Annotated in this window: 19 protein-coding genes; 7 read left to right on the forward strand and 12 right to left on the reverse strand. The window is 40.6% G+C overall.

Annotation, left to right across the window (positions count from 1 at the left end; genetic code table 11):
• Positions 1–147: 147 nt before the first annotated feature.
• A complete protein-coding gene (gene asnS / locus HUW48_RS19660; RefSeq protein WP_182412564.1) occupies positions 148–1,536 on the reverse strand; it encodes an asparagine--tRNA ligase in 1,389 nt (462 codons plus the stop codon).
• Positions 1,537–1,811: 275 nt separating this feature from the next.
• On the opposite strand from asnS, the gene rpoN reads away from it, so the two are divergent.
• The 4 genes from rpoN (at position 1,812) to pth (ending at position 5,694) form a co-directional block, all read left to right on the forward strand.
• A complete protein-coding gene (gene rpoN, locus HUW48_RS19665; protein WP_182412565.1) occupies positions 1,812–3,335 on the forward strand; it encodes an RNA polymerase factor sigma-54 in 1,524 nt (507 codons plus the stop codon).
• 149 nt (positions 3,336–3,484) lie between these two features.
• Positions 3,485–4,102 (forward strand): hypothetical protein, encoded by a 618-nt coding sequence (locus HUW48_RS19670; RefSeq protein WP_182412566.1) that lies wholly within the window; start codon positions 3,485–3,487, stop codon positions 4,100–4,102.
• A gap of 373 nt (positions 4,103–4,475) precedes the next feature.
• Positions 4,476–4,838, forward strand: coding sequence for a carboxypeptidase-like regulatory domain-containing protein (locus HUW48_RS19675; protein ID WP_182412567.1), 363 nt, complete (start codon positions 4,476–4,478; stop codon positions 4,836–4,838).
• A 292-nt stretch (positions 4,839–5,130) separates the two neighbouring features.
• The gene (gene pth, locus HUW48_RS19680) at positions 5,131–5,694 is read left to right on the forward strand and encodes an aminoacyl-tRNA hydrolase (protein ID WP_182416453.1); all 564 of its coding nucleotides are present in this window, start codon (positions 5,131–5,133) and stop codon (positions 5,692–5,694) included.
• 58 nt (positions 5,695–5,752) lie between these two features.
• On the opposite strand, the gene lgt is transcribed toward pth, so the two are convergent.
• The 5 genes from lgt to HUW48_RS19705 all read right to left on the reverse strand — a co-directional run bounded on the left by lgt (position 5,753) and on the right by HUW48_RS19705 (position 11,085).
• Positions 5,753–6,625: a prolipoprotein diacylglyceryl transferase gene (gene lgt, locus HUW48_RS19685; protein ID WP_182412568.1), complete on the reverse strand. Its 873-nt coding sequence runs from the start codon at positions 6,623–6,625 to the stop codon at positions 5,753–5,755.
• 83 nt (positions 6,626–6,708) lie between these two features.
• Positions 6,709–8,580, reverse strand: coding sequence for an NAD(+) synthase (nadE, locus tag HUW48_RS19690; protein WP_182412569.1), 1,872 nt, complete (start codon positions 8,578–8,580; stop codon positions 6,709–6,711).
• A 214-nt stretch (positions 8,581–8,794) separates the two neighbouring features.
• Positions 8,795–9,514, reverse strand: coding sequence for a ribonuclease III (gene rnc, locus HUW48_RS19695; RefSeq protein ID WP_246343551.1), 720 nt, complete (start codon positions 9,512–9,514; stop codon positions 8,795–8,797).
• An 18-nt stretch (positions 9,515–9,532) separates the two neighbouring features.
• Complete coding sequence (gene fabF, locus HUW48_RS19700; RefSeq protein WP_182412570.1) at positions 9,533–10,780, reverse strand: beta-ketoacyl-ACP synthase II; 1,248 nt, start codon at positions 10,778–10,780, stop codon at positions 9,533–9,535.
• Between the two features lie 68 nt (positions 10,781–10,848).
• Entirely contained in the window at positions 10,849–11,085 is a 237-nt protein-coding gene (locus tag HUW48_RS19705; RefSeq protein ID WP_007659745.1) for an acyl carrier protein, read from the reverse strand.
• Between the two features lie 173 nt (positions 11,086–11,258).
• Here HUW48_RS19705 and HUW48_RS19710 point away from each other — a divergent pair, with 173 nt between their 5' ends.
• Positions 11,259–11,687 (forward strand): IPExxxVDY family protein, encoded by a 429-nt coding sequence (locus tag HUW48_RS19710; RefSeq protein ID WP_182412571.1) that lies wholly within the window; start codon positions 11,259–11,261, stop codon positions 11,685–11,687.
• A 1-nt stretch (position 11,688) separates the two neighbouring features.
• Entirely contained in the window at positions 11,689–13,119 is a 1,431-nt protein-coding gene (gene pyk, locus HUW48_RS19715) for a pyruvate kinase (RefSeq protein ID WP_182412572.1), read from the forward strand.
• Between the two features lie 404 nt (positions 13,120–13,523).
• Here pyk and rpsT read toward each other — a convergent pair whose 3' ends face one another.
• The gene (gene rpsT / locus HUW48_RS19720) at positions 13,524–13,784 is read right to left on the reverse strand and encodes a 30S ribosomal protein S20 (protein WP_182412573.1); all 261 of its coding nucleotides are present in this window, start codon (positions 13,782–13,784) and stop codon (positions 13,524–13,526) included.
• A 341-nt stretch (positions 13,785–14,125) separates the two neighbouring features.
• Between rpsT and HUW48_RS19725 the strand changes: the two genes are divergently transcribed.
• Positions 14,126–15,100, forward strand: coding sequence for a YheT family hydrolase (locus tag HUW48_RS19725; protein ID WP_182412574.1), 975 nt, complete (start codon positions 14,126–14,128; stop codon positions 15,098–15,100).
• Positions 15,101–15,185: 85 nt separating this feature from the next.
• Here HUW48_RS19725 and HUW48_RS19730 read toward each other — a convergent pair whose 3' ends face one another.
• From HUW48_RS19730 to pgmB, 5 genes are all read right to left on the reverse strand, one after another.
• Entirely contained in the window at positions 15,186–15,506 is a 321-nt protein-coding gene (locus tag HUW48_RS19730; RefSeq protein ID WP_182412575.1) for a hypothetical protein, read from the reverse strand.
• Positions 15,507–15,529: 23 nt separating this feature from the next.
• On the reverse strand, positions 15,530–16,906 hold the full coding sequence (locus HUW48_RS19735; protein WP_246343552.1) for an MFS transporter: 1,377 nt from the start codon (positions 16,904–16,906) through the stop codon (positions 15,530–15,532).
• A 310-nt stretch (positions 16,907–17,216) separates the two neighbouring features.
• Positions 17,217–19,022: an alpha-amylase family protein gene (locus HUW48_RS19740; protein WP_182412576.1), complete on the reverse strand. Its 1,806-nt coding sequence runs from the start codon at positions 19,020–19,022 to the stop codon at positions 17,217–17,219.
• Positions 19,023–19,060: 38 nt separating this feature from the next.
• Positions 19,061–21,382 carry a glycoside hydrolase family 65 protein gene (locus tag HUW48_RS19745; protein ID WP_182412577.1) on the reverse strand — a complete coding sequence of 774 codons (2,322 nt, stop codon included), beginning with the start codon at positions 21,380–21,382 and terminating at the stop codon, positions 19,061–19,063.
• A 206-nt stretch (positions 21,383–21,588) separates the two neighbouring features.
• On the reverse strand, positions 21,589–22,248 hold the full coding sequence (gene pgmB, locus HUW48_RS19750; protein WP_182412578.1) for a beta-phosphoglucomutase: 660 nt from the start codon (positions 22,246–22,248) through the stop codon (positions 21,589–21,591).
• Positions 22,249–22,413: the final 165 nt, after the last annotated feature.

Raw genomic sequence — 22,413 nt, forward strand, 5'->3', positions numbered from 1 at the left:
AAATGAATAAACTCTTTCCTCTATAATGAATGAAGTTGTTACATTTTCGAAACCCTTATAAACGAACAAGCCCATTGACAAATCAATGGGCTTGTTCGTTTATAAGGAAAATTCTACTATCTAGCATCTAAATACTAGAATCTAGCATTAAAATTCAGCACTTTTCGGGAAACGGGGGAATGGAATTACATCGCGAATGTTGCCCATGCCGGTAATAAACAAAATCAAACGCTCAAAGCCTAAGCCAAAACCAGCGTGCGGAGCCGTACCAAATTTGCGCAATTCCAGGTACCACCACAGTTCTTCTTCGTGAATACCCATTTCTTTAATCCGGGCGGATAGCTTTTCGTAATTTTCTTCGCGTTGGGAGCCACCAATAATTTCGCCGATTCCCGGAAACAACACATCCATAGCACGTACGGTTTTGCCATCTTCGTTTTGCTTCATGTAAAACGCTTTAATGTGTTTCGGATAGTTGGTAAGAATTACCGGTTTTTTAAAATGCTTCTCCACTAAATAACGCTCGTGCTCGCTTTGCAAATCGGTGCCCCACTCCACCGGAAATTCAAATTTTTGTTTTGCTGTTTTTAAAATTTCAACGGCCTGGGTATACTCTAAACGTTCAAAACTGTTGGTAACCACAAAGTTAAGGCGGTTTAACAGCTCCTTGTCGTACATATCATTCAAAAACTGCAAGTCGTCTTTGCAGTTGTTTAAAGCGTACATTACCAGGTATTTCAGAAATTCCTCGGCCAGATCCATGTTGTCCGTCAGGTCGGAGAAAGCCATTTCGGGTTCTATCATCCAGAACTCAGCTAAGTGACGGGTAGTGTTGGAGTTTTCGGCCCGGAAGGTCGGTCCAAAAGTGTAAATTTCGCCCAAAGCCATGGCGGCCACTTCGCCTTCTAACTGGCCTGATACGGTCAGGTTGGTAGATTTACCGAAAAAATCCTGGGTAAAATCTATCTCGCCCGTTTCGGTTTTAGGAGGATTAGCCACATCCAGCGTTGTTACCCGAAACATTTGCCCTGCTCCTTCGGCATCAGAGCCGGTAATAATGGGCGTTTGCACGTAAAAAAAGCCTTTGTCGTTAAAGAATTTATGTACCGCATAAGACATGGCGTGCCGAATACGAAATACAGCCCCAAAAGTGTTGGTACGGGGGCGCAAATGAGCAATCTCGCGCAGAAATTCCAGTGAATGGCCTTTTTTCTGCAGCGGATACGTTTCTACATCGGCTAAACCTAAAACTTCAATGTTTTTAGCTTGTATTTCTACAGATTGTCCTTTGCCCTGCGATTCTACAAGCGTGCCCGTTACGGCAATGCAAGCTCCGGTGGTAATATCTTTTAAGCTTTCTTCGTTAAACTGCTGCACATCGGCCACTACCTGAATGGTATTTATGGTGGAGCCATCGTTTACAGCAATAAAGTTTACAAATTTATTACCGCGCTTGGTGCGCACCCATCCTTTTAATAAAACATCTTGCCCTAGGGCTGTGCCTTGTAGTAGTTCAGCAACTTTAGTTCGTTTCATAGGTTTAATTAGAAATTAAAAATTAGAAATTAGAAATTAGCAGAAATAGAAATGGCAGATTCTAATTTAATACTATTAAACAAGTTAAATCTTTAAGCCTAAAGGGTTAAGAATTGCAATCCTAACCCAATTTCTAATGTCTAATTTTTAATTTCTAATTAGCAGCGCTGTGGCGCAGGCGCAAAGTAACGATATTTTAACCTTTTTTTTAGAAGACCAGTAAAAATATCATATTTTTGAAAAGCCAATTATTCCGCCGGTAAGATGGACCGAATATGCAAAGACTCGATTTAAAACAACTTTTATCACAAAAGCTCTCGCCGCAGCAAATACAGTTTATAAAGCTGTTACAAATTCCTACGGCCGAACTGGAAATGCGGATAAAAGAAGAGATGGAGATGAACCCGGCCTTGGAAGAAGGTTCGGATGATGACAAAGAACGGTCCGATGACGATGATGGGAATGACGACGATGATGATTTTGATGCGGATGATAGTTTAGACGAAGATTTTGAAGAAGGTAGTTCTGACGATTCGTACGACAGTCCGGAAGACAATATGGTGGATGATGGCGGTGATCTGGATTTAGATGATTACCTCCATTCCGACGAAATTGCGGGTTATAAAATGCAGGGCGACGGTCCGGGCGACGAAGAAGACCGCGATATGCCTTTAGCTGGCACTTCTACTTTGGTCGATTCGCTGCTGGATCAGCTAGGTTTTTTAAATCTGAACGAAGAACAGGAAGCCATTGGCATGCAGCTGATTGGCAGCATTGACAACGATGGCTACATTCGGCGGGAATTAAGTTCTATTGCCAATGATCTGGCTTTTTCACAAAATATAGAGGCTACCGAACCAGAAATTGAAGCTGTACTGCGCAAAATTCAATCGTTTGACCCCGCCGGAATTGCTGCCCGTGACTTACAGGAATGTTTATTACTCCAGCTCGAGCGCCTCGACCAGGATGAGAACACTGAAATTGCCGAACGCATTATAGACGAATGCTACGACGAATTCACGAAGAAACATTATGAAAAAATTAGGTCGCGGCTGGACATTGAGGATTACGAGCTCAAGCAAGCCATTAACATTATATTAAAATTAAATCCTAAACCGGGTGGTTCGGACGCTGGGGCCGGTAAACCGCAGTACATTATTCCGGATTTTATTTTAACCATCGAGAATAGTCAGTTTAATTTAACGCTTAACTCCCGGAACGCTCCTGACCTGCGCATTAGCCGGGAATACGCCGACATGTTCGATGCGTATGATAAAAGCGCTAAGAAAGACAAAAAGTTTAAGGAAACGGTAACTTTTGTGAAGCAAAAGCTCGATGCCGCCAAATGGTTTATCGATGCTATAAAACAACGGCAGCAAACCTTGTTGCGCACCATGGAAGCTATTGTGAAGCGCCAGCGTGAGTTTTTCCTGGAAGGTGACGAGAGTAAGCTACGCCCCATGATTTTAAAGGATATTGCCGAAGACATAGGCATGGATATTTCTACTATTTCGCGGGTTGCCAATAGTAAAAGCGTACAAACCGAATTTGGAGTTTATCCGTTAAAGTACTTTTTCTCCGAAGGAATTGCCACTGATTCCGGTGAAGATGCCAGTAGCCGGGAGGTAAAACATATTCTAAAAGAAATAATTGATAAAGAGAATAAAAAGAAACCTTTATCGGACGATAAGCTGGAAAAAATGCTGAATGAGAAAGGCTACAACATTGCCCGCCGTACGGTGGCCAAATACCGCGAACAATTAAATATACCCGTAGCCCGCTTACGGAAAGAGCTTTAAAGAGTTAAAAAATTAGGAATTATGAATTAGAAATGAATGGATTTAAATTTTAGTTTAAGTTAATTTGCCGATGGCAAAACTTAAACTAGGATAAACTGTTCTTTGCTAACCTTTTCTAATTTTTAATTTCTAATTTTTAATTTTACCAGGTGAACCGTACGTTGGCACAGATTATTTCTTTTGTTTTTCATCCGTTGCTGATTCCGTCTTACTTATTTTACCTTCTGTTGTATTTTATGCCGGTATCGTTGCTTACTTTTCCGTTGGTGAGCCGCTGGTTAATAATGTTGCTGGTATTTTTCTCTACCTTCCTGATTCCGGTTTTAGGAACACTGGCATTAGTACGAACCGGTTACGTAAAATCCGTATTTGCAGAAGAACGCTCAGAACGTGCCTGGCCTTTGTTTTTTACAACGGTTTGTTTTGGGATGCTGACCTACATGTTTTACCGGGAGCAGATTTTTGATCCATTGCTTTATTTAATAATGGTAGTTATTACCCTGGCCGTATTTTTTACTTTTGCCATTTCTTACTTCTGGAAAATAAGTGCCCATAGTGTAGGCATGGGCGGAGCGCTGGGCTTTATTATTTTATTGCACACCTGGCAACCAGAGCTACGAACCTTATACCTGGTATCTAGTACCATTCTACTTACCGGCATCGTGCTTTCGGCTCGTTTGGCTCTCAACGCACATACCCCTTCGCAGGTTTATACCGGCTTTGCTTTAGGGTTAGCCTTGGGCTTTGGTATTGGTATTTTAGTCTGAATTGCAGATTTACCCGAACTACTCAGATCCCGCAGATTTAATCTTGAATTTATCTACTCCTAAACATTCCCAAACTCTTTTGTAATCTCCTCTGTAGTAGCTCCCAGAAGGAATAGCCTTTTCAATAAATTGTTTCGTTAGCAGCTTGTATCTACAATCACGGATTTAAATTCCCTTCTTCTAGAATGTTTAGAACCTTTTTAACCGTTCAATTTTCCAACCATTCACTTTCTTCTTCTTACAATTCATCCAGCTAATTCTACAGTTGGGTAAAGATAATCTTCGGAGCGTGTACAGCTGGTTCATATTTGAATCAAAAGCACGCAGGTATGAAAAATATTTACTTTTTTTGTTGATTTTAGCCTAGACTACCTTGTCCGGAACAGTAAAGGATAACCGGGGCAAACCAATTATAGGAGCCAATGTTTTCCTGAAAGGTTCATACGACGGAACTTCGGCGGATACCAGCGGGAATTTTTCTATTAAAACCGATGCTAAAGGTTCTCAAATCTGGGTTGCTACGTTTATCGGGTACAAGCAAAAAGAATTAAGTATTGAACTAAAGCCCGGCTTACAAGAAGTAAAAATAATTTTACCGGAAGAACAGAATGAGCTAAACACAGTGGTAATTACCGCCGGAGCTTTCGAAGCAAGCGAAGAGAAACGAGCCACTTTATTAAAACCTCTGGATATTGTTACTAGCGGGGGGCGACCGTCGATATTGCCGGTGCATTAAATACCTTACCAGGCACCACCAAAGTTGGCGAAACTGGTAAACTGAACGCCTTCAAAGAATGGCTGAACCGTTAAAGTAATTTATTTTAAAAAATTCAAATTAAATGCAATCCTTAACGTCAGGAGTTTAGTACACGTTAGAACTACGTCTAATTTCTGATTGTAACGGTATTGTTTTACCTTTGTGGCATCTTACTTATTCAAATCTTTTGCTTAATCTATTTACTCGTTTATTTGGCAAAGCGGTTAGTCACGCACAACAGCCGTCTGGTTTAGATAACGAATCTCTTTTTATGAAATATTTACTGGTTGGTTTAGGAAATATTGGTCCTGAATACGCAAATACCCGCCATAATATTGGCTTTATGGTGCTCGATTACCTGGCAAAAAAACATGATGCTACTTTTGATTCTGGTCGCCATGCTTTTGTAACCGAAATAAAAAGTAAAGGCAAATCCTTTACTTTAGTAAAACCTACTACTTACATGAATTTAAGCGGCAAAGCGGTAAGTCATTGGTTAAGTATTTTAAAAATTCCGGCCAACCAGATGCTGGTTATTACCGACGACCTTGCTTTACCCTATGGTAAATTGCGGATGCGCTCTAAAGGTTCGGCAGGCGGTCATAACGGTCTGAAGCACATTGAAGAAACACTTGGTACCACCGAATACCCGCGTTTACGCTTTGGCGTAGATGCTAAGTTTTCTAAAGGCAGGCAAGTGGATTATGTTCTTAGCCCTTTTAACCCCGACGAGCAAATAGAACTGCCCACCCTCATTGAAAAAGCAGCGGATATGAGCCTTTCTTTTGGCACTATTGGCTTGGAGCGAACGATGAATTTTTATAATACCAAGTAGATAAAAAAGAAGCCTCTGATTAGAAAATCAGAGGCTTCTTTTTTATCCTTTAAACTTTTTACTTCGATGCACTTACTACCGGATCCACGTACGTTGGTTTAGTAATGGCGCGGATAAGAATAAAGAGCCCAATGATAATAAGCGGAATACTTAATAATTGACCAATGTTCATACCAATAGTATTCAACAGAAAATCTTCTTTATCTACCTGGTTCTCTTTTAAAAATTCGTAAAGGAAACGTAAGGTAAATAATATTACTACAAATAAGCCAAATAATAGCCCTCTAGGTGTTAGTGATTTGCGGCGATTCCAGAGAGAATACAAAAACAAAAACAATAAGAAACTGGAGATAGATTCGTATAGCTGCGCCGGATGCCGGGGCTGTAGCGATGCTTGTACACCATTTATAAGCTCGTGATTCCGTTCAAATTTAAACGCCCACGGCAGATCAGTGGGTTTTCCTATAATCTCGGAATTGAACAAATTACCTAACCGAATTAGAGAACCACCTAAAGCTACCACTATCACAATTCGATCTAAAACCCACAGGTAATCAAACTTATATTTCCGGCTAAATAAAAATAAGGAAAGTAAAATACCAATAGTTGCCCCGTGGCTTGCCAATCCGCCTTCCCATATTTTTAATATCCGGATAGGGTCTTTTAAGTATACTTCGGGCTCATAAAATAAACAATGTCCCAGGCGGGCCCCGAGTACTGTACCAATAATCATGTACAACGTAATAACATCAACATCCTGCTCCGTACGGCCTTCGGCGTTGTAAATACGAGTTAAAATCCGTTGGCCAAATACAAAGCCCAAGGCGAATAACAAGCCATACCAGCGTAACGCAAAGAAACCAAAATCAAAAATTTCCGGAGATACATTCCAAACAATCGGATTCCAGAGGAGGATAGTATTTAATGCCATAGTAAACGAATATGCGCCAAAATTACACAAATAAAGGTAATTTCGGCGCATATTTTAAATAAAGCAATGCTCAAGTTAAAATACTAAAAATCAAGTTCTTCCTGATAACCACCACTTAAAATCGGGAACCTTAACCAACTGCGGGGGTCTACGTTATAATCATCCAGGTGAAAAGAAGGAGCATACCGCTCTCGTTTCCATTGATTACGGGACCAGAGAGTAAAGAACCGTTTAATATGCAGTTTTAGTAAATCGTCTGGCTCTACACCTTGCATTTTTTCAAAAATCTGCTTAGGCGATAAGCGTTCATAAAAACCTAGGCGTTCAATCTGGTTCAGGATTTCATAAGGCATTAAGTCTTTTTCATCGGTTTGCGTTTGTTCTGCGGGTCTTAGTTCGGCGGTAGGTTGTAAACTATTTACAAAGCGCAGTCCTTCGTAACCTAGCTCGCGTTCGGCCCAAAGCAGCCATTGCCGCAAAAAATATTTATCAATACCAGCTAAAGGCGAAATACTTCCGGCAGTATCCCCATCCATGGTAGCATATCCAACGGAAGCTTCGCTGCGGTTGGAAGTAGCCAGCAATAAGGAATTATTTAAATTAGCGAACATCCAGATAACCGGAGCACGTACCCGGGCTTGAATATTCTGTAACGTGATATCGTCGTGCTCCCAGGTAAGCTTCCTGCCAATTGCTTTTTCTACTGTTTGAGTATAACTGGTTACTTCCTCGTCGATAAACCAATTGTAAAAAGTAGCGCCAATAGAATCGGCTAAGCCCTTTGCAGAGTTAAAAGTATCTTCGGAAGAATTGCGGGACGCCTGGTAGGCAGTTACAAGTAAACGCCCGGTTACCGCTTTTACTTGTTCGTCTTCGGATAAAGTTTTATAATGAGCTACTTCTTCCGGTGAGAAAATATTTAATTTATTGGCAAACTCATCTACCCCGATTTCGCAAACTGCCCGTCGTATCATTTCGGCTACGGCAATAGCACAGGCGCAAGAATCAGCTCCTCCGCTTAAAGAAAGAACAAAACCTCTGCTCCTGCTTTTGCGCAGGTAATCGAACAAAGCTAATGTAATAGCCGAAATAAATTCTTTAATTTCATCAATTGGGCCTAGCTCCGGAATTGTTTCAACGGGTGGTAAGGGATGTTCAAAATTAACTACTGCTGATTCTACATCTACACTTTTAAAGCTAAGCAATACATTTCGGGTAATTAAATTACCATTCTGTGCGATTAAAATTTCTCCGTCGTAAATCATCCGGCCGGCTTCATTACCTAATAAGTTAACGTACAAATAAGCACAATGGAATTTCTTAGACGCATTGAGCACCAGTTTATAGCGCACATCGGTTTTACTCATAGCAAAGTGACTGGCGCTGGGGTTAATTATTAAATGTACCCCTTTGGTTAAGTGCCGGGCAGCCGGCCGATCATTATCCGAACGCCAGGCATCTTCGCAAATCTCAAAAGCAAATCTTACGCCTTGTTCTTCGTAAATAATATCGCCTACTTCGTACTTGTTGCCGTTTTTTTCAAAAGTATGTATTTCATTGGCCGGCCACGAAGTAAACCAGCGAGGCTCGTAGTGTACCCCATCATTTGCTAAAAATTGTTTAGCCGTAAAGCCAATAATTTCCTGATTTTTAATAACGCAGGTAGTATTGTAGATATGGTTATATAACCGCAGAGGCAGACCTACACACACAGTTATGTTGGTACACCATTCTTTCACTTCCAATAATTTCTCGAAAGCAGCTTCGGGTAACCACGAACTCAGGAACATATCTTCGCAGCCGTAACCGGTAATAGCCAGCTCGGGTAAACAAAGAATTTCTACACCTTGGGCCTGCGCTTCCGTAATGGCATTTTTTATGTTGGTCAGGTTATTTTTCCAGTCGAGGGGCGTCTGATTTAAAGCCGCACCCGCTATTTTAAGGCTAGTCTTCATGTAGGCATTGAACGGAATATACGTCAGCCAAGTTAACAGAAGTTTTGGAAATTAGATAGCCCGTTAAGAAGTACGAGTAAGGTAGCGGTATTTCTTGCTTTAAATATTGGCGAATAAAGCTTTAGGAAGGGGCACGAACCACCAGAGCACTTTTATTGCCAGAACAATTAAAAGCTCTACACCACTAATTTAAGTACCAGACTAATTATAAAGATTAAGGTACCTGTAAAACAAGTAAGGCTTTTTCAGCAGCGGCTTGTTCCGCTTTTTTCTTGGAGTAACCGATGCCCGTTGCAATACGTTGTGAATCAATAGTTACTTCCGAGGTAAATTCGGTAGTGCTGCCCGATTGTTTCTGATTAATAATATCAAACTTAACTATTTTATTTTGCGCCTGGGCCCATTCAATAAGCTTTGATTTAAAGTTTTTAGTAGTGCTTACTAATTCGTTTAAATCAAAATGCGGTTTAATAAGTTTCTCCAGAATAAAGTACTTGGTTTGTTTGTAGCCTTTATCGAGGTAAATAGCACCTACTAAAGCTTCTAAAGCATTGCCATTAATGGATTTATACCGGGCAGAATGACTCGCCTGATCTACTTTTACTAAAGTATTAATACCTATTTTTAAGGCAATGTGGTTTAAAGATTCGCGGTTTACAATCCGGGAGCGGATTTCTGTTAAAAAGCCTTCATCTTTATACGGAAACTTTTTGTAGAGAAAATCAGCAATTACAGCTCCTAAAATAGAATCTCCCAGAAATTCTAACCGTTCATTGGTTTGATGGCGTTCGTTACTTTGAGGCTTACCGAAAGAAGTATGGGTTAAGGCTAAATGGTACAAACGCATATTACCAGGCGAAACACCTGTTACGTTGTGGATAGACCTTTCTAAGTTCTGTCCTTGCCTAAATATCTTGCGAAATAATTGTAACACCTATTTAATCAAACACTTCTATTGCACCTTACGGAAAATAACGGAAGTGTTGTGTCCGCCAAACCCAAAAGTATTGCTGATAGCCACATTAACAGGCCGGGTTTGCGCCTTATTAAAGGTAAAATTTAATCCGGGATCAATGGTCTCGTCGTCGGTGAAGTGGTTAATCGTTGGGGGTACTACGCCGTTCTGAATAGCTAAAATAGCTGCTACTGCTTCAATGCCACCTGCGCCACCCAGTAAATGCCCTGTCATGCTTTTTGTAGAGCTAATATTTAGCTTATAAGCATGCTCCCCAAAGACTTTCTGAATAGCTGTAACTTCAGCGCCGTCACCTAATGGAGTACTGGTACCGTGCGTATTAATGTAATCTACTTCATCAGGTCGGATGTTTGCGTCCCGTAAAGCATTCTGCATAACAATAACTACACCTTCGCCATTTGGGTCTGGAGCCGTAATATGGTAGGCATCCGATGATAATCCCCCGCCAATTACTTCGGCGTAAATTTTAGCACCCCGGGCTACGGCATGTTCGTAGCTTTCGAGTACTAAGGCACCTGATCCTTCCCCGAGCACAAAGCCATCCCGGTCTTTATCGTAAGGACGGGAAGCGGTTAAGGGATCATCGTTACGTTCGCTCATGGCTTTTAAGGCGTTAAACCCGCCAATACCCGATTCAGTAATAGCTGCTTCTGACCCACCGGTAATTATTACATCGGCCATTCCCAGCCGGATATAATTTAAAGCAGTAACTATAGAATCGGAAGAGGAGGCACAAGCGGATGTCGTAACAAAGTTAGGTCCCCGAAAACCATTTTTTATCGAAATATTACCCGACGAACTGTCGGCAATCATTTTAGGGATGAAGAATGGATTGTAGCGGGGTGTACCGTCGCCCCGCCCAAATTGAATAGATTCTTCCTGAAAAGTTTTCAATCCACCAATACCCGAACCCCAGATAACGCCTACGCGGTCGCGGTTTACATTTTCCAGAATACCGGAATCAGCAATAGCTTCGTTACTGGCGATTAAGGCAAATTGGGTAAACATATCCATTTTTCGCCCTTCTTTTCGCTCAAAGTAGTTATCTGGATTGTAGCCTTTTACCTCACAAGCAAACTGCGTTTTAAACTTGCTGGCATCAAAGCGGGTAATAGGCGCAGCGCCACTCACACCATTGGATAAACCGTTCCAATATTCCGAAACAGTATTACCGATTGGAGTGAGTGCACCGAGTCCAGTAACTACAACTCTCTTAAGCTCCATAAGCGAATGTAGAGGGAAGTAAAAATGAAGTAAATTTTAAAAAGAAAATTTTAATAAATAGAAAGGAATTATTTGGCATGTTCTTCCAGGTAGCTAATAGCCTGGCCTACAGTTGCAATATTTTCTGCTTGATCGTCCGGAATCGACACGTTGAATTCTTTTTCGAATTCCATGATAAGCTCTACAGTATCTAAAGAATCAGCACCTAGATCATTGGTGAAACTTGCTTCGGGCGTTACTTCTGACTCTTCTACTCCTAATTTATCAATGATAATTGCTTTTACTTTTTCTGCGATTTCTGACATTTTCTTAGCTTTTTTTGAAATACTGTGCAAATTAATAGATTTAAATAGACAATTTCAAAAAAAATATCTTAATAACTTGTGGAAAAAAGTTTTTCCGGTTTTCGGTACAACTATTACTGTGAGTTTTTAATTTTAACACCCCGATATTATTGTTTACCTTGCATCCAATTATTATGAAAACTCTCTGCCTTGACTTGGATTATGATTATGATTTTGAGCTGTTCGGACTGGTTTCGTCGAGCAGAGAACATAAACTAGCTTGGGCTTTAAATAAATACTTACGAATAAGATTAGTAAAGCAAAAAGATCTTTGCTTTGATTTTTTGAATAAAGGCCGGTTAGTAATTTCTAATTACCTGCATTGCACCGAATACCGTACTTTCCGGTTATTACGTAATAAATCTGCTGATTTAAGTACCTTAAAGAAACCTTTTCTGGCTCCTGACATAAAAGAATACGATTACTTAATCCAAATTAACGGAGAGATAAATGATAGCTGGCGCCAGGAACTAACTTCTATTTTTAAAGTAGTACCTCTTATACAATACGTTAAAAAATTTGACCCGAATACTCTTCAGTTCAAGGAAAACCTGATGTTTTAATATGGAAATAAGCTTTAATAAGACCAAAATAATTGCCACCGTCGGACCTGCCAGTAACCAGTACGATATGCTGAAAGCGCTCGTTTTGGAAGGTGCCGACGTTTTTCGTTTGAATTTTTCGCACGGTAAACATGCCGATCATCAACATGTGGTAAATACGGTCCGTCAGATAAACCAGGAACTAGGCACAAGCATTTGCTTAATGCAGGATTTACAAGGCCCTAAAATTAGATTGGGCGATGTAGAAAATGGCATGGTGCAAATTAATGCTGGCGATAAAATTAAATTAGTTTGCGATTACTCTGTTAGTACGGCTACCCGGCTTTCTACTATTTACTTAGATTTAGCCAAAGATGTAAATCCCGGTGATGCCATCCTGATTGACGATGGTAAAATAGAATTAAAAGTACTAGCTACAGACAATGACAAAGAAGTAGACGTTGAAGTGGTATATGGTGGCCCGGTAAAACCCCGTAAAGGTATTAACCTGCCCGATACGTCCGTTTCGGCTCCTTCTTTAACGGAAAAAGACATTGAAGATCTCCATTTTGGCTTAGATAACGACGTAGAATGGGTAGCCTTATCGTTTGTGCGGCGAGCCGAAGATATTCACGAAATAAAACGCATTATTTCGGAACGCGGCAAAAAAACCATGGTTATTGCTAAAATTGAGAAGCCAGAAGCCATTCGTAACATAGATGAAATTATTGCGGTTACCGACGGTATTATGGTAGCGCGGGGAGATTTGGGAGTAGAGATTGCGGCAGAAGAAGTACCGATGCTGCAAAAAATGATGATTGATAAGTGTAATAAGGCCGGCAAGCCGGTAATTGTAGCTACCCAGATGATGGAAAGTATGATTACTAATGCCCGGCCAACCCGAGCCGAAACGAACGACGTGGCTAATGCTGTATTAGATGGAGCCGATGCAGTTATGCTGAGCGCTGAAACAGCGGCGGGTTCTTACCCTCTGGAGACGGTACGTAGCATGAGCCGGACTCTTGCTTCAGTAGAAGCACAACCTGGAGTGTTTAATAAGGTCATTAACTTAGCGCCTAACGTTCAATCGTTTTATAGCAAGATGCTAGTAGCCAATGCCTGTGCGCTTGCCCGCGACACTAACGCCAAAGCTATTATTTGCATGACCCGCTCGGGCTACACGGCTTTTCAAATTGCCAAACACCGTCCTAAAGCTAATATTTTTATCTTCACGGATAATCAACAATTGCTGCATCAATTAAATTTAGTTTGGGGGATAAGAGGTTTTTACTACGAAGGAGATCCTGGATCAACAGATGAATTAATTACTGATTTCCGCGCAGTCTTGACCCAAAACAACCACCTGCAGCCCGGTGATATTTATATTAATGTAACCAGTATTCCGGTGCGGGAACGTATAAGCGCAAATACAATAAAATTAAGTATTGCCTAATAAACGTTTAAAGTTAAAAGTAAAAAGTCTGAGCTAATCGCCCGGACTTTTTACTTTTTATGGCTTTGTATATGAATAAAAGATAAATATATAAATGCGAGAACTAAAATAAGTTAAAGTACTCTGTACTTCAGGAAGAAACTACTGAGCTTCTAAGCCAAATAGTTTTCTCCTGAATAATGTAAAAGATCATGTTGCTCTACCTTAAACTGATTTTGACCACTTACTTATAAAATAAATAGAACCTCAATAACCCGTAATTAAAAAGTTAATTCATTTATTATTAACAATTTAGCAAATTCCGCCTAGGAACAAAACTATCTTTTAAAAGACATAAAAAAAGCTTTACCAGAAAGGTAAAGCTTCTAAAATTATAAAAAAGTTAAGAATAACTCTTTTACAAATTAAGCAGCAGCTAAAGCGTTAATATGTCTGGCTAATTTAGACTTATTATTAGCGGCCTTATTTTTATGAATTATGTTACGCTTAGCTAATTTATCTAGCATAGAAGATACTTTTTTGAACAGTTCTTGTGCTTCTGCCTGATCCGTAGTGCCTTTCAGCTTTTTAACAAAAGTACGGGTAGTTTTTGCCTGATATCTGTTTAAAACGCGCTTCGCATCGTTTGCTCTAATTCTTTTTAATGCCGACTTATGGTTAGCCATGATATATTAATATAATTTTCTTGTACTTTTTTCTAAATGAGTGGGCAAAGTTAAGAGTATTTACTTTTAATTCCAAACTATTAATTTAAATATCTTTCAGTAAATAGTAAGTTATCTTGTCCATTTCAGGATTACAAATACTTCTCTTTTAAACAATTAGAGTAAACCACTACTTATTATACTTTTATTCTATGATTTATAAATAGTACGCCAACTTCTTTATTATTGAGTTAACTACTGACAAACGGTTTAAAAACGTAAGATTTAACACTCAAAATCTGTTAATACAATAAAATAAAGTGTAATACCAAAAGTTATTACCTAAATAAATTCAGCTTTTCATGCCAGTAGTTAAGAGCTCGTACCGGGCACCTTTTTATTTTTTCAACGGTCACATTCAAACTATAATTCCAGGTTTGTTCCGGGAAGTATCTGGAGTAATGTATCAACGTGAACGCATTACTACTCCTGATGGCGATTTTCTGGATTTAGACTGGAGCGAAAGTAAATCAAAAAACCAAAAGTTGGTCATCTTATCGCACGGTCTGGAAGGTGATGCTAGTCGGCCTTATATTAAAGGTATGGTTAAGGAAATGAACCTGGCTGGCTTTGATACGCTGGCCTGGAATTTTAGAAGCTGCAGCGGTGAACCGAACAAATTACTTCAGTCTTATCACATGGGTGCTACCGATGACTTGGAACTGGTGGTACAATATGCTCTACAGACCAACCAATACCAGGATTTATACCTAATCGGTTTCAGCATGGGCGGAAATATTACTTTAAATTATTTGGGGCAGAGACCGGAGCAAGTACCAACTCAAGTTAAGAAAGCAGCTGTTTTTTCGGTTCCTTGCCACATAAACAGCGCTTCCCGCAAAATGGCGCAGCTTGAAAACCGGATTTATATGCAGCGGTTTCTTAAATCTTTACGGCATAAATTAGCAGCTAAAGAATCTTTAATGCCTGCTACCATGACGTTAGAAAATTACCACCATCTACGCACCTTTCCGGAGTTCGATGATCGTTATACTGCTCCTATCCACGGTTTTAAAGATGCCCACGAATATTACACTAAGTGCAGTTCTAAACAATATTTATCTAATATTAGTATTCCTACGTTACTCGTAAACGCTCAGAATGATCCGTTTTTATCGCCGGAGTGCTTTCCAGTAGTGGAGGCAGAAGCTAATCCCTTTTTATACCTGGAAATGCCTAAAGATGGTGGGCACGTTGGTTTCGTGGAAAATTACCGGCAGAACCAATATTATTCTGAACGAAGAGCTGTAGAATTTTTTACTAAAAATCTGGTTTAATTAGCGGATTAACAGAATGCAACTCGGCTGTTAATGAATTTATTAATTCTATTGTTCCTTTTAATCTAGTTTAGCATGTACTTAATTAATTTGGCATCTCCAAAACCTGATTTGTTTCGTCCGTCATTAGCTGCTCTGCAGTATGGCTTAGGTCTATTTCAGGTAAAAAATCCTGAGCAATAGTAAGGACAGAATACAAGTATCGTTTCAATAACTCAGGACGCATCTTTTCGCCAGATACGGATGCCTGAACCAGATGCAATGATAAATCAGCCAAAAGTAATCGGCGTTTGTTCAACCATTCTGCAGAACCTTTAGCCGTCGGATCTTGCAAATACAATTTCTCTACTAAACTATGAGCTTGATTTACTAAAGTCAGAATTTCTTTTCTATCCGCAGTTTCCATAATTATCTTAATTCATTTAAAAATCAATGGGTAATGGTAACTTTACTATCGTGCACGTACAAAACTGAAACAGCAGCGCAAATCATGAATATACCGGCTAATACAATGGCGTAAATGGCTTGACCCTGATAGATTTGTTTTACAATTATACCGCTAAAAAGCCCATTTACTATTTGCGGGAAAGTAATAAAAAAGTTAAAAATGCCCATATAAACACCCATCTTTTTAGCCGGAATAGAGCCGGATAAAATGGCATACGGCATAGCCAGGATACTACCCCACGCTAAACCTACGCCAATCATCGAAAAAATTAAATAATCTGGATTTTGAATGAAGTAAATGGACAGAAGCCCAATACCGCCAGCGGTTAACGAAATTGCGTGCGCTATTTTACGGCTGGTAGCCCGGGCAATAGCTGGTAAGAACAACGCATAAATCGCCGAAACCCCATTATAAATTCCAAATAAAAACCCTACCCAATTACCAGCATCGGCAAATTTAGCGGAAGAAGTATCGCCTGGAGCAACATGGTAGATGTGGTTTGCAATAGCTGGTAAAGAATACACCCACATCGAAAACAAGGCAAACCAGGAAAAAAACTGCACTAGTCCTAATTGCCGCATAGTAACCGGCATCTTAGAGAAATCCGTAAAAATGGTAGATAGACCTTTCTGCTCTTCCACTCCATCTTCATCCGGATGGTATTTCGCATACTCAGCCGGCGAATATTCTTTGGTAGTGATTACCGTCCAAACAATAGCTCCAATTAAAAAAACCGCCCCGGTGTAAAAAGAATAGATAACGTTAGCAGGTATCTGGCCTGGTGCGGCCGTTTTAGAGATTCCTAACCATTCAGCCATGATGTAGGGAAGTAAGGAACCTACCACTGCTCCTACTCCTATCAAAAAGGTTTGGATTGAAAAACCATCACTACGTTGAGCATCAGGTAAATTATCGGCTACCAGCGCCCGAAAAGGCTCCATGGCTACGTTAAATGAAGCATCCATAATCATCAGCATTCCGGCCCCTACTAAAATAGGTGGTAACAGATTAGCCAGTACTGCCGAGTTCGGCATAATAATTAAAGCCAATGCCGATAAAATGGCACCAGTTAAAAAATAAGGTCGCCGCCGACCCAAGCGGTTCCACGTGCGGTCGCTGTAATGGCCGATAATAGGTTGAACAATCATGCCGGTAATGGGCGCAGCCAGCCAGAATAAAGATAAATGCTCCACATCGGCCCCAAAGGTTTGCAGAATGCGGGAAGCATTACCATTTTGTAAGGCAAACCCAAACTGGATACCTAAAAATCCGAAGCTCATGTTAAAGATTTGCCAGAAGGATAAACGAGGCTTTTCGATGGCTGCTTTGGAAGAAGCGGATTGAAATACTTGTGCCATATTTTTTACATAAAGTTCTTTAGCCTTAAGGCTTTCATTTAAAAATGGAGGCAATAAATTGGGTAGCCGGTGTTATAAATAGAATCTAATTTATAAAATACTTATCCTGACACTAGCCTTCACATAGGAGTTATAACCAGTTAATGTTTAACAACCAGTCTCTCATTTAGTAAAACCTTAGCAAGCAGAGATCCGCCCGTCGAGAGACTGACTCCTATCTTTAGGCATAATGACGCTTTGATTAATATCTACACGAGTCTACAAAATCAACAATAACGTCTTATAAATTACTATTAGCTTTAACTACTGGTTAAAACTCCAACAACCAAGCATCCGCAGGCAGAACATTTACGGGAATACCCGCTTGAATATCCGTTATAAAAAAGGAACCACCTGTCAGTATATTTTTAAAAGTTACACTTTTTTTACCGGAAATTTGCAGGGTTTCGAATAAATCCTGGGGTAAATGTATGGTACTTTTTAACTCCTGGTGCCGGTCGAAATTAGCAATTACCAATACCCGTTGTTGTTCGGTAAAGCGGAGATAAGCGTATTGTTTATGTGAAAAGCCAGGCAGATGGGCTAGTTCGTAAAATTTACCGCTTCGGATGGCTTGGTTGTGGGCGGTTGTGGTAAGTAATTTCTGGTAAAAGGCTCGTAGATTCTTCTGGCCCTCACTTAATCCACCCCCATCAAACTGACCATTGTTCATCCATTTCTGATGCTCGGGTACACCCCAGTAATCAAAAATAGTGGTGCGATTATCTTCGCCCCCAAAACCTTCGTTGCCCCGACCGGGCTCTCCTACCTCCTGCCCGAAATAAATCATCACTGGCCCGGAAGATAAGGTAGCCGAAACGACCATTGCGGGTTTAGCTAACCATGGATTGCCCGCAAAACCTGCTGAGGCAATCCGTTCCTCGTCATGATTTTCTAAAAAACGAACCATCCGGGAAGAAAAGCCACGGCTTTCCTGGCTCCACACATAGGTAATATTATTTACGTGCGCGTTTGGTTCATCGCGGATCAGGCGTTTTAGGCCATCGTATAAACCTACCTTGTCGTACAGAAAATCAAATTGGCCAATGGTAAAATATTTATGGTATTCCTGCGGATTATACGCTTCAGCAATGAAAATAATATTGGGATTTACTTTTTTTACCGCGGGTATTACCCAATTCCAGAATTCTACCGGCACCATTTCGGCCATGTCGCAGCGGAAACCATCTACGTCTTTTTTCGCCCAGAACACCAGTATACCGCGCATTTTTTCCCAAACCGGCGGAATCGGATCGAAATACGTTCTCCGGTTATCCAGATAATCAACTCCATAATTAAGTTTTATAGTTTCCGACCAATCATTTAAACTTGGAGTAGCCGAGAACACATCGTTACCGGTTGCTTTAGCCGGATTTTCGTCGAATCTACCATCTTTTAAGGAACTTGTAAACGCATCGCCTCCGGCATTGGTACCGGCCGGCACTACAAACGAATGTCCTGGAATATAATAAAAATCGTTTTGCGGATGGAAAGCTTTGGTTTTATCATCATTCGCTCCAAAATCTATTACTACGGCTGGTTTAGCATCTGAGTTATAGGTACGGGCTACGTGATTGGGCACAAAATCAATAATCACTTTTAATTGATGCTGATGCGTCCGCCGGACTAATGCTTCGAATTCAGTCATCCGGTTTTTAACCTCAATGGCTAAATCCGGAGCTACATCGTAATAATCTTTTATGGCATAAGGTGAACCGGCAATACCTTTTACAATATCCGGGTCATCGGGTTGTATGCCGTATGCCGAATAATCTGTCATGGTAGCGTGTTCAATAACGCCGGTATACCAAATATGCGAAACACCTAAAGCTTTTATTTCGCTTAAGGCTTTATCGGTAATGTCGTTAAACTTACCTACGCCATTCTCCTCACGGGAACCGTAATGTTTATTAGTGGTATTTTTATTACCAAATAACCGCACCATTATCTGGTAAATAATAAATTTATTGTCTTTAACCGGTTCTTCGGTAGTGTATTGCGTATTCATATTTGTTTTGGGCACAGCTTTGGGAGTACATCCTGCCAGCAGCAGGCTGGTAACTATTAAACCGTTCATCAGGTTTTTAGTTATCATTAGAGGTACAAGTTCTCTTACTAAGCGGCAAACTCGTGCTCGGCTAAAACTTGCGCTTTTGCTTTTATTTCGTACGGCTTATCGTATACTACTACCGAAATATCTTTACCTGACTGATTCGTTAACTGGACACCTACTTTACTTACTTTAATATTCAGCAAAACACCCCGGAACCCAACTTTAAAAGAAAACGACTGCCATTTGCCGGGCAAAAATGGATTGAAATGCAATTGATTTTTACGTACGCGCATGCCACCAAAACCTTCTACCACGCTCATCCAGGTGCCTGCCATGGAGGTAATATGGCAACCGTCTTCAGTATCGTTGTTATAATCGTCGAGATCTAAGCGGGAAGTACGCAGGTAAAATTGGTAAGCCCGTTCTTCATCGCCAAGTTTGGCGGCCAAAATCGCGTGTACGCACGGCGATAAAGAACTTTCGTGGACAGTGCGGGGCTCGTAAAAATTAAAATTCCGGCGCATAATTTCTAAGTCAAACCGGTCTTCCAGGAAATAAAAGCCTTGCAACACATCGGCTTGTTTAATAAACGGAGAGCGCAGAATACGATCCCAGCTCCATTTTTGGTTAAGCGGCCGATCAGCAGGTTTTAAATCTTTTACCAGAATATTTTCTTTGTCCAGGTAATTATCTTGCTGTAAGAATATACCTCTTTCTTCATCCACGGGCAAATACATATTTTGCAGAATGTGTTGCCATTGCGCTATTTCTTCCTGCTCCCGAAAGCTAGTGTGCTGCATAATAGCGGCGAATTTATCCGGAGAATTATTTTTTACTTTTTCAATTGCTTCCAGGGTATATTCGAGGCACCATAGGGCCATAGTACTGGTGTACCAGTTATTATTAACGTTATTTTCGTACTCGTTAGGGCCGGTTACGCCCAGCATCACGTATTGCTGTTTCGCCTCGCTCCAGTTTACCCGCTGCGCCCAAAACCGCGCAATGCCTAATAGTACTTCTAAACCATACTCATTTAAATAAGCGGCATCGCCGGTATATCGCACGTAATTATAAATGGCAAAGGCAATAGCAGCATTCCGGTGAATTTCTTCGAAGGTAATTTCCCACTCATTATGGCATTCTTCGCCGTTGATGGTTACCATTGGATACAAGGCCGCACCATTAGTAAATCCTAGTTTTTCGGCGTTTTCAATGGCTTTTTGCAGGTGCTTGTAGCGGTAAATAAGTAAATTACGAGTTACCTGCGGATCGGCAGTAGCCAGGTAAAAAGGTACGCAGTAAGCTTCGGTGTCCCAGTAAGTAGTACCGCCGTATTTTTCGCCGGTAAAACCTTTCGGGCCAATATTTAAGCGGGCATCTTCGCCGGTATAGGTCTGGTTTAATTGAAAAATATTAAACCGGATACCTTGTTGTGCGGTAATATCGCCTTCAATTGCAATGTCACTTTCTTCCCATTTCGCTATCCAGGCTTTTGCTTGCTCCTGCAACATCTGGTCAAAACCTTTATGCGATATTTTTTGGATTACTTCCCGGCAATGTTGTAATAGCTGTTCTTTAGGATAATTTTCGGAAGATAAGTTAGCAGCAAATTTAAAGATGACTGTTTCTTCCTGCTGTTTAGTTGCCACAGTAAACTGGCTGGCTACATATTTTTCTCTTTGGATAGTTTGGGATTGTACCTCTACTGGCTGACCATTCTGGTAAACGGCAATCTGCATTCCGGTACAAACTTCAAAAGCCGTTTTCTTCGTGCGCATGGTCAGGAAAGCCGTATCGGTGTTTACTTCTTTCGTAACTTCCTCCCAAAATTTTTCGTCGTAGTTGGCATCCTGGTTTTTTACATCACCATCAATAAAAGGAGTAAAAGTAAAATTACCGGAAAAGTTAAGCGGTGTTATACGGTAGCAGATAGCACCGGCCTCGTCGTCAACGATGCTGCAGAAGCGTTTAGTGTTTACTTTTACCTGTTTGCCGCTGGGTAACTCGGCGGTAAACGAACGCTGCAAATAACCTTCGCGCATGTTTAGTACCCGACGAAAATCGGAAATTTTAGCTGTGTGCAAATCAAGGGTTTCGTCGTCTATTTTTACGTCAATACCAATCCAATTGGCGGCATTAAGTACTTTGGCAAAATATTCCGGGTAACCATTTTTCCACCAGCCTACGCGGGTTTTATCAGGGTAATAAACCCCGGCCACATAATTACCCGGCAAACTTTCGCCGGTGTAGGTTTCTTCAAAATTCGCCCGCTGCCCCATGCGGCCGTTGCCCAAACTAAAAATACTTTCGGATATCTTGTTCAGGTGCGGATCGAAACCTTCTTCAATAATATTCCACTCATCTACTTTTATATAATTTTTCATGATGATTCGATTGCTTAGAATAAAACGTTTAGAGTCCTAAAATATATTCTTCTTAACTGCTTTTACTTTTAGTTGGAACAATAAGAAATTAAATTGCTTGTATTCAAAAAGAAACGGTTTAGCCACGAAGTTATCAACCACTCTAATCCCTCTTTATCCAAGGCAGGAGGCTTATTTACTATTTATCAGCTACCAAGTACCATTTACTATTTTTGCAATAAATCTAATGCCTGTAATTTTTCCAGGGTCATTTCGTGTAATCCGGCAATTACTAAATCCGCTTCCGTTAATACCTCCGGCGACCCAATACCTACTACTTTCATACTACCGGCTTTAGCAGCTTGCACTCCCGCAATTGCATCTTCAAAAACAACGCACTCCGCTGAATTTAAACCAAGCGCTTCAGCCCCTTTCAAAAACACTTCCGGATCTGGCTTAGAAGCGGTTACGTGGTTTCCGTCTACAATGGCATCGAAGAGCGGCAACAAACCAACCCGTTCCAGAATAGTAGCTGAATTTTTACTCGCTGACCCAAGCGCCGTTTTTAAGCCCGCTGCTTTGGCGGTTTGTAAGAATTCTTTTGCGCCGGGTAAAATTTCAGAAGGCTGCATGCGGTTAATCATTTCCACGTACCATTGGTTTTTGCGGGTAGCTAACTCGGTTTGCTCTACGGGAGTTTTGCTTACATTGCCCCAGCCCAGAATTAACTCTAACGACCGTACGCGGCTTACTCCTTTTAATTGCTCGTTTTGATGCTCGGTAAAATCAAACCCCAATTCATTAGCTAACCGCTTCCAGGCTTGATAATGATACACTGCGGTATCTACAATAACTCCGTCTAAATCAAAAATACAGGCCTTAATCATACATTTAGTCGATAATTTGTGGTCTGCAGCCCACAGCTGAAATTTTGAATATTAGCTTATTTTTTCTTTTACTCGAAAGCAGCGGTAATATATTAAAAAATTAATTTATTACTATATTAATTAATAACTTTACTGGTTTTCAGCTCCGCGTAAATTTTATATAAT

Origin of the sequence: Adhaeribacter radiodurans, assembly GCF_014075995.1 — a bacterium.
In the GTDB taxonomy this organism is placed as follows: Bacteria; Bacteroidota; Bacteroidia; order Cytophagales; family Hymenobacteraceae; genus Adhaeribacter; species Adhaeribacter radiodurans.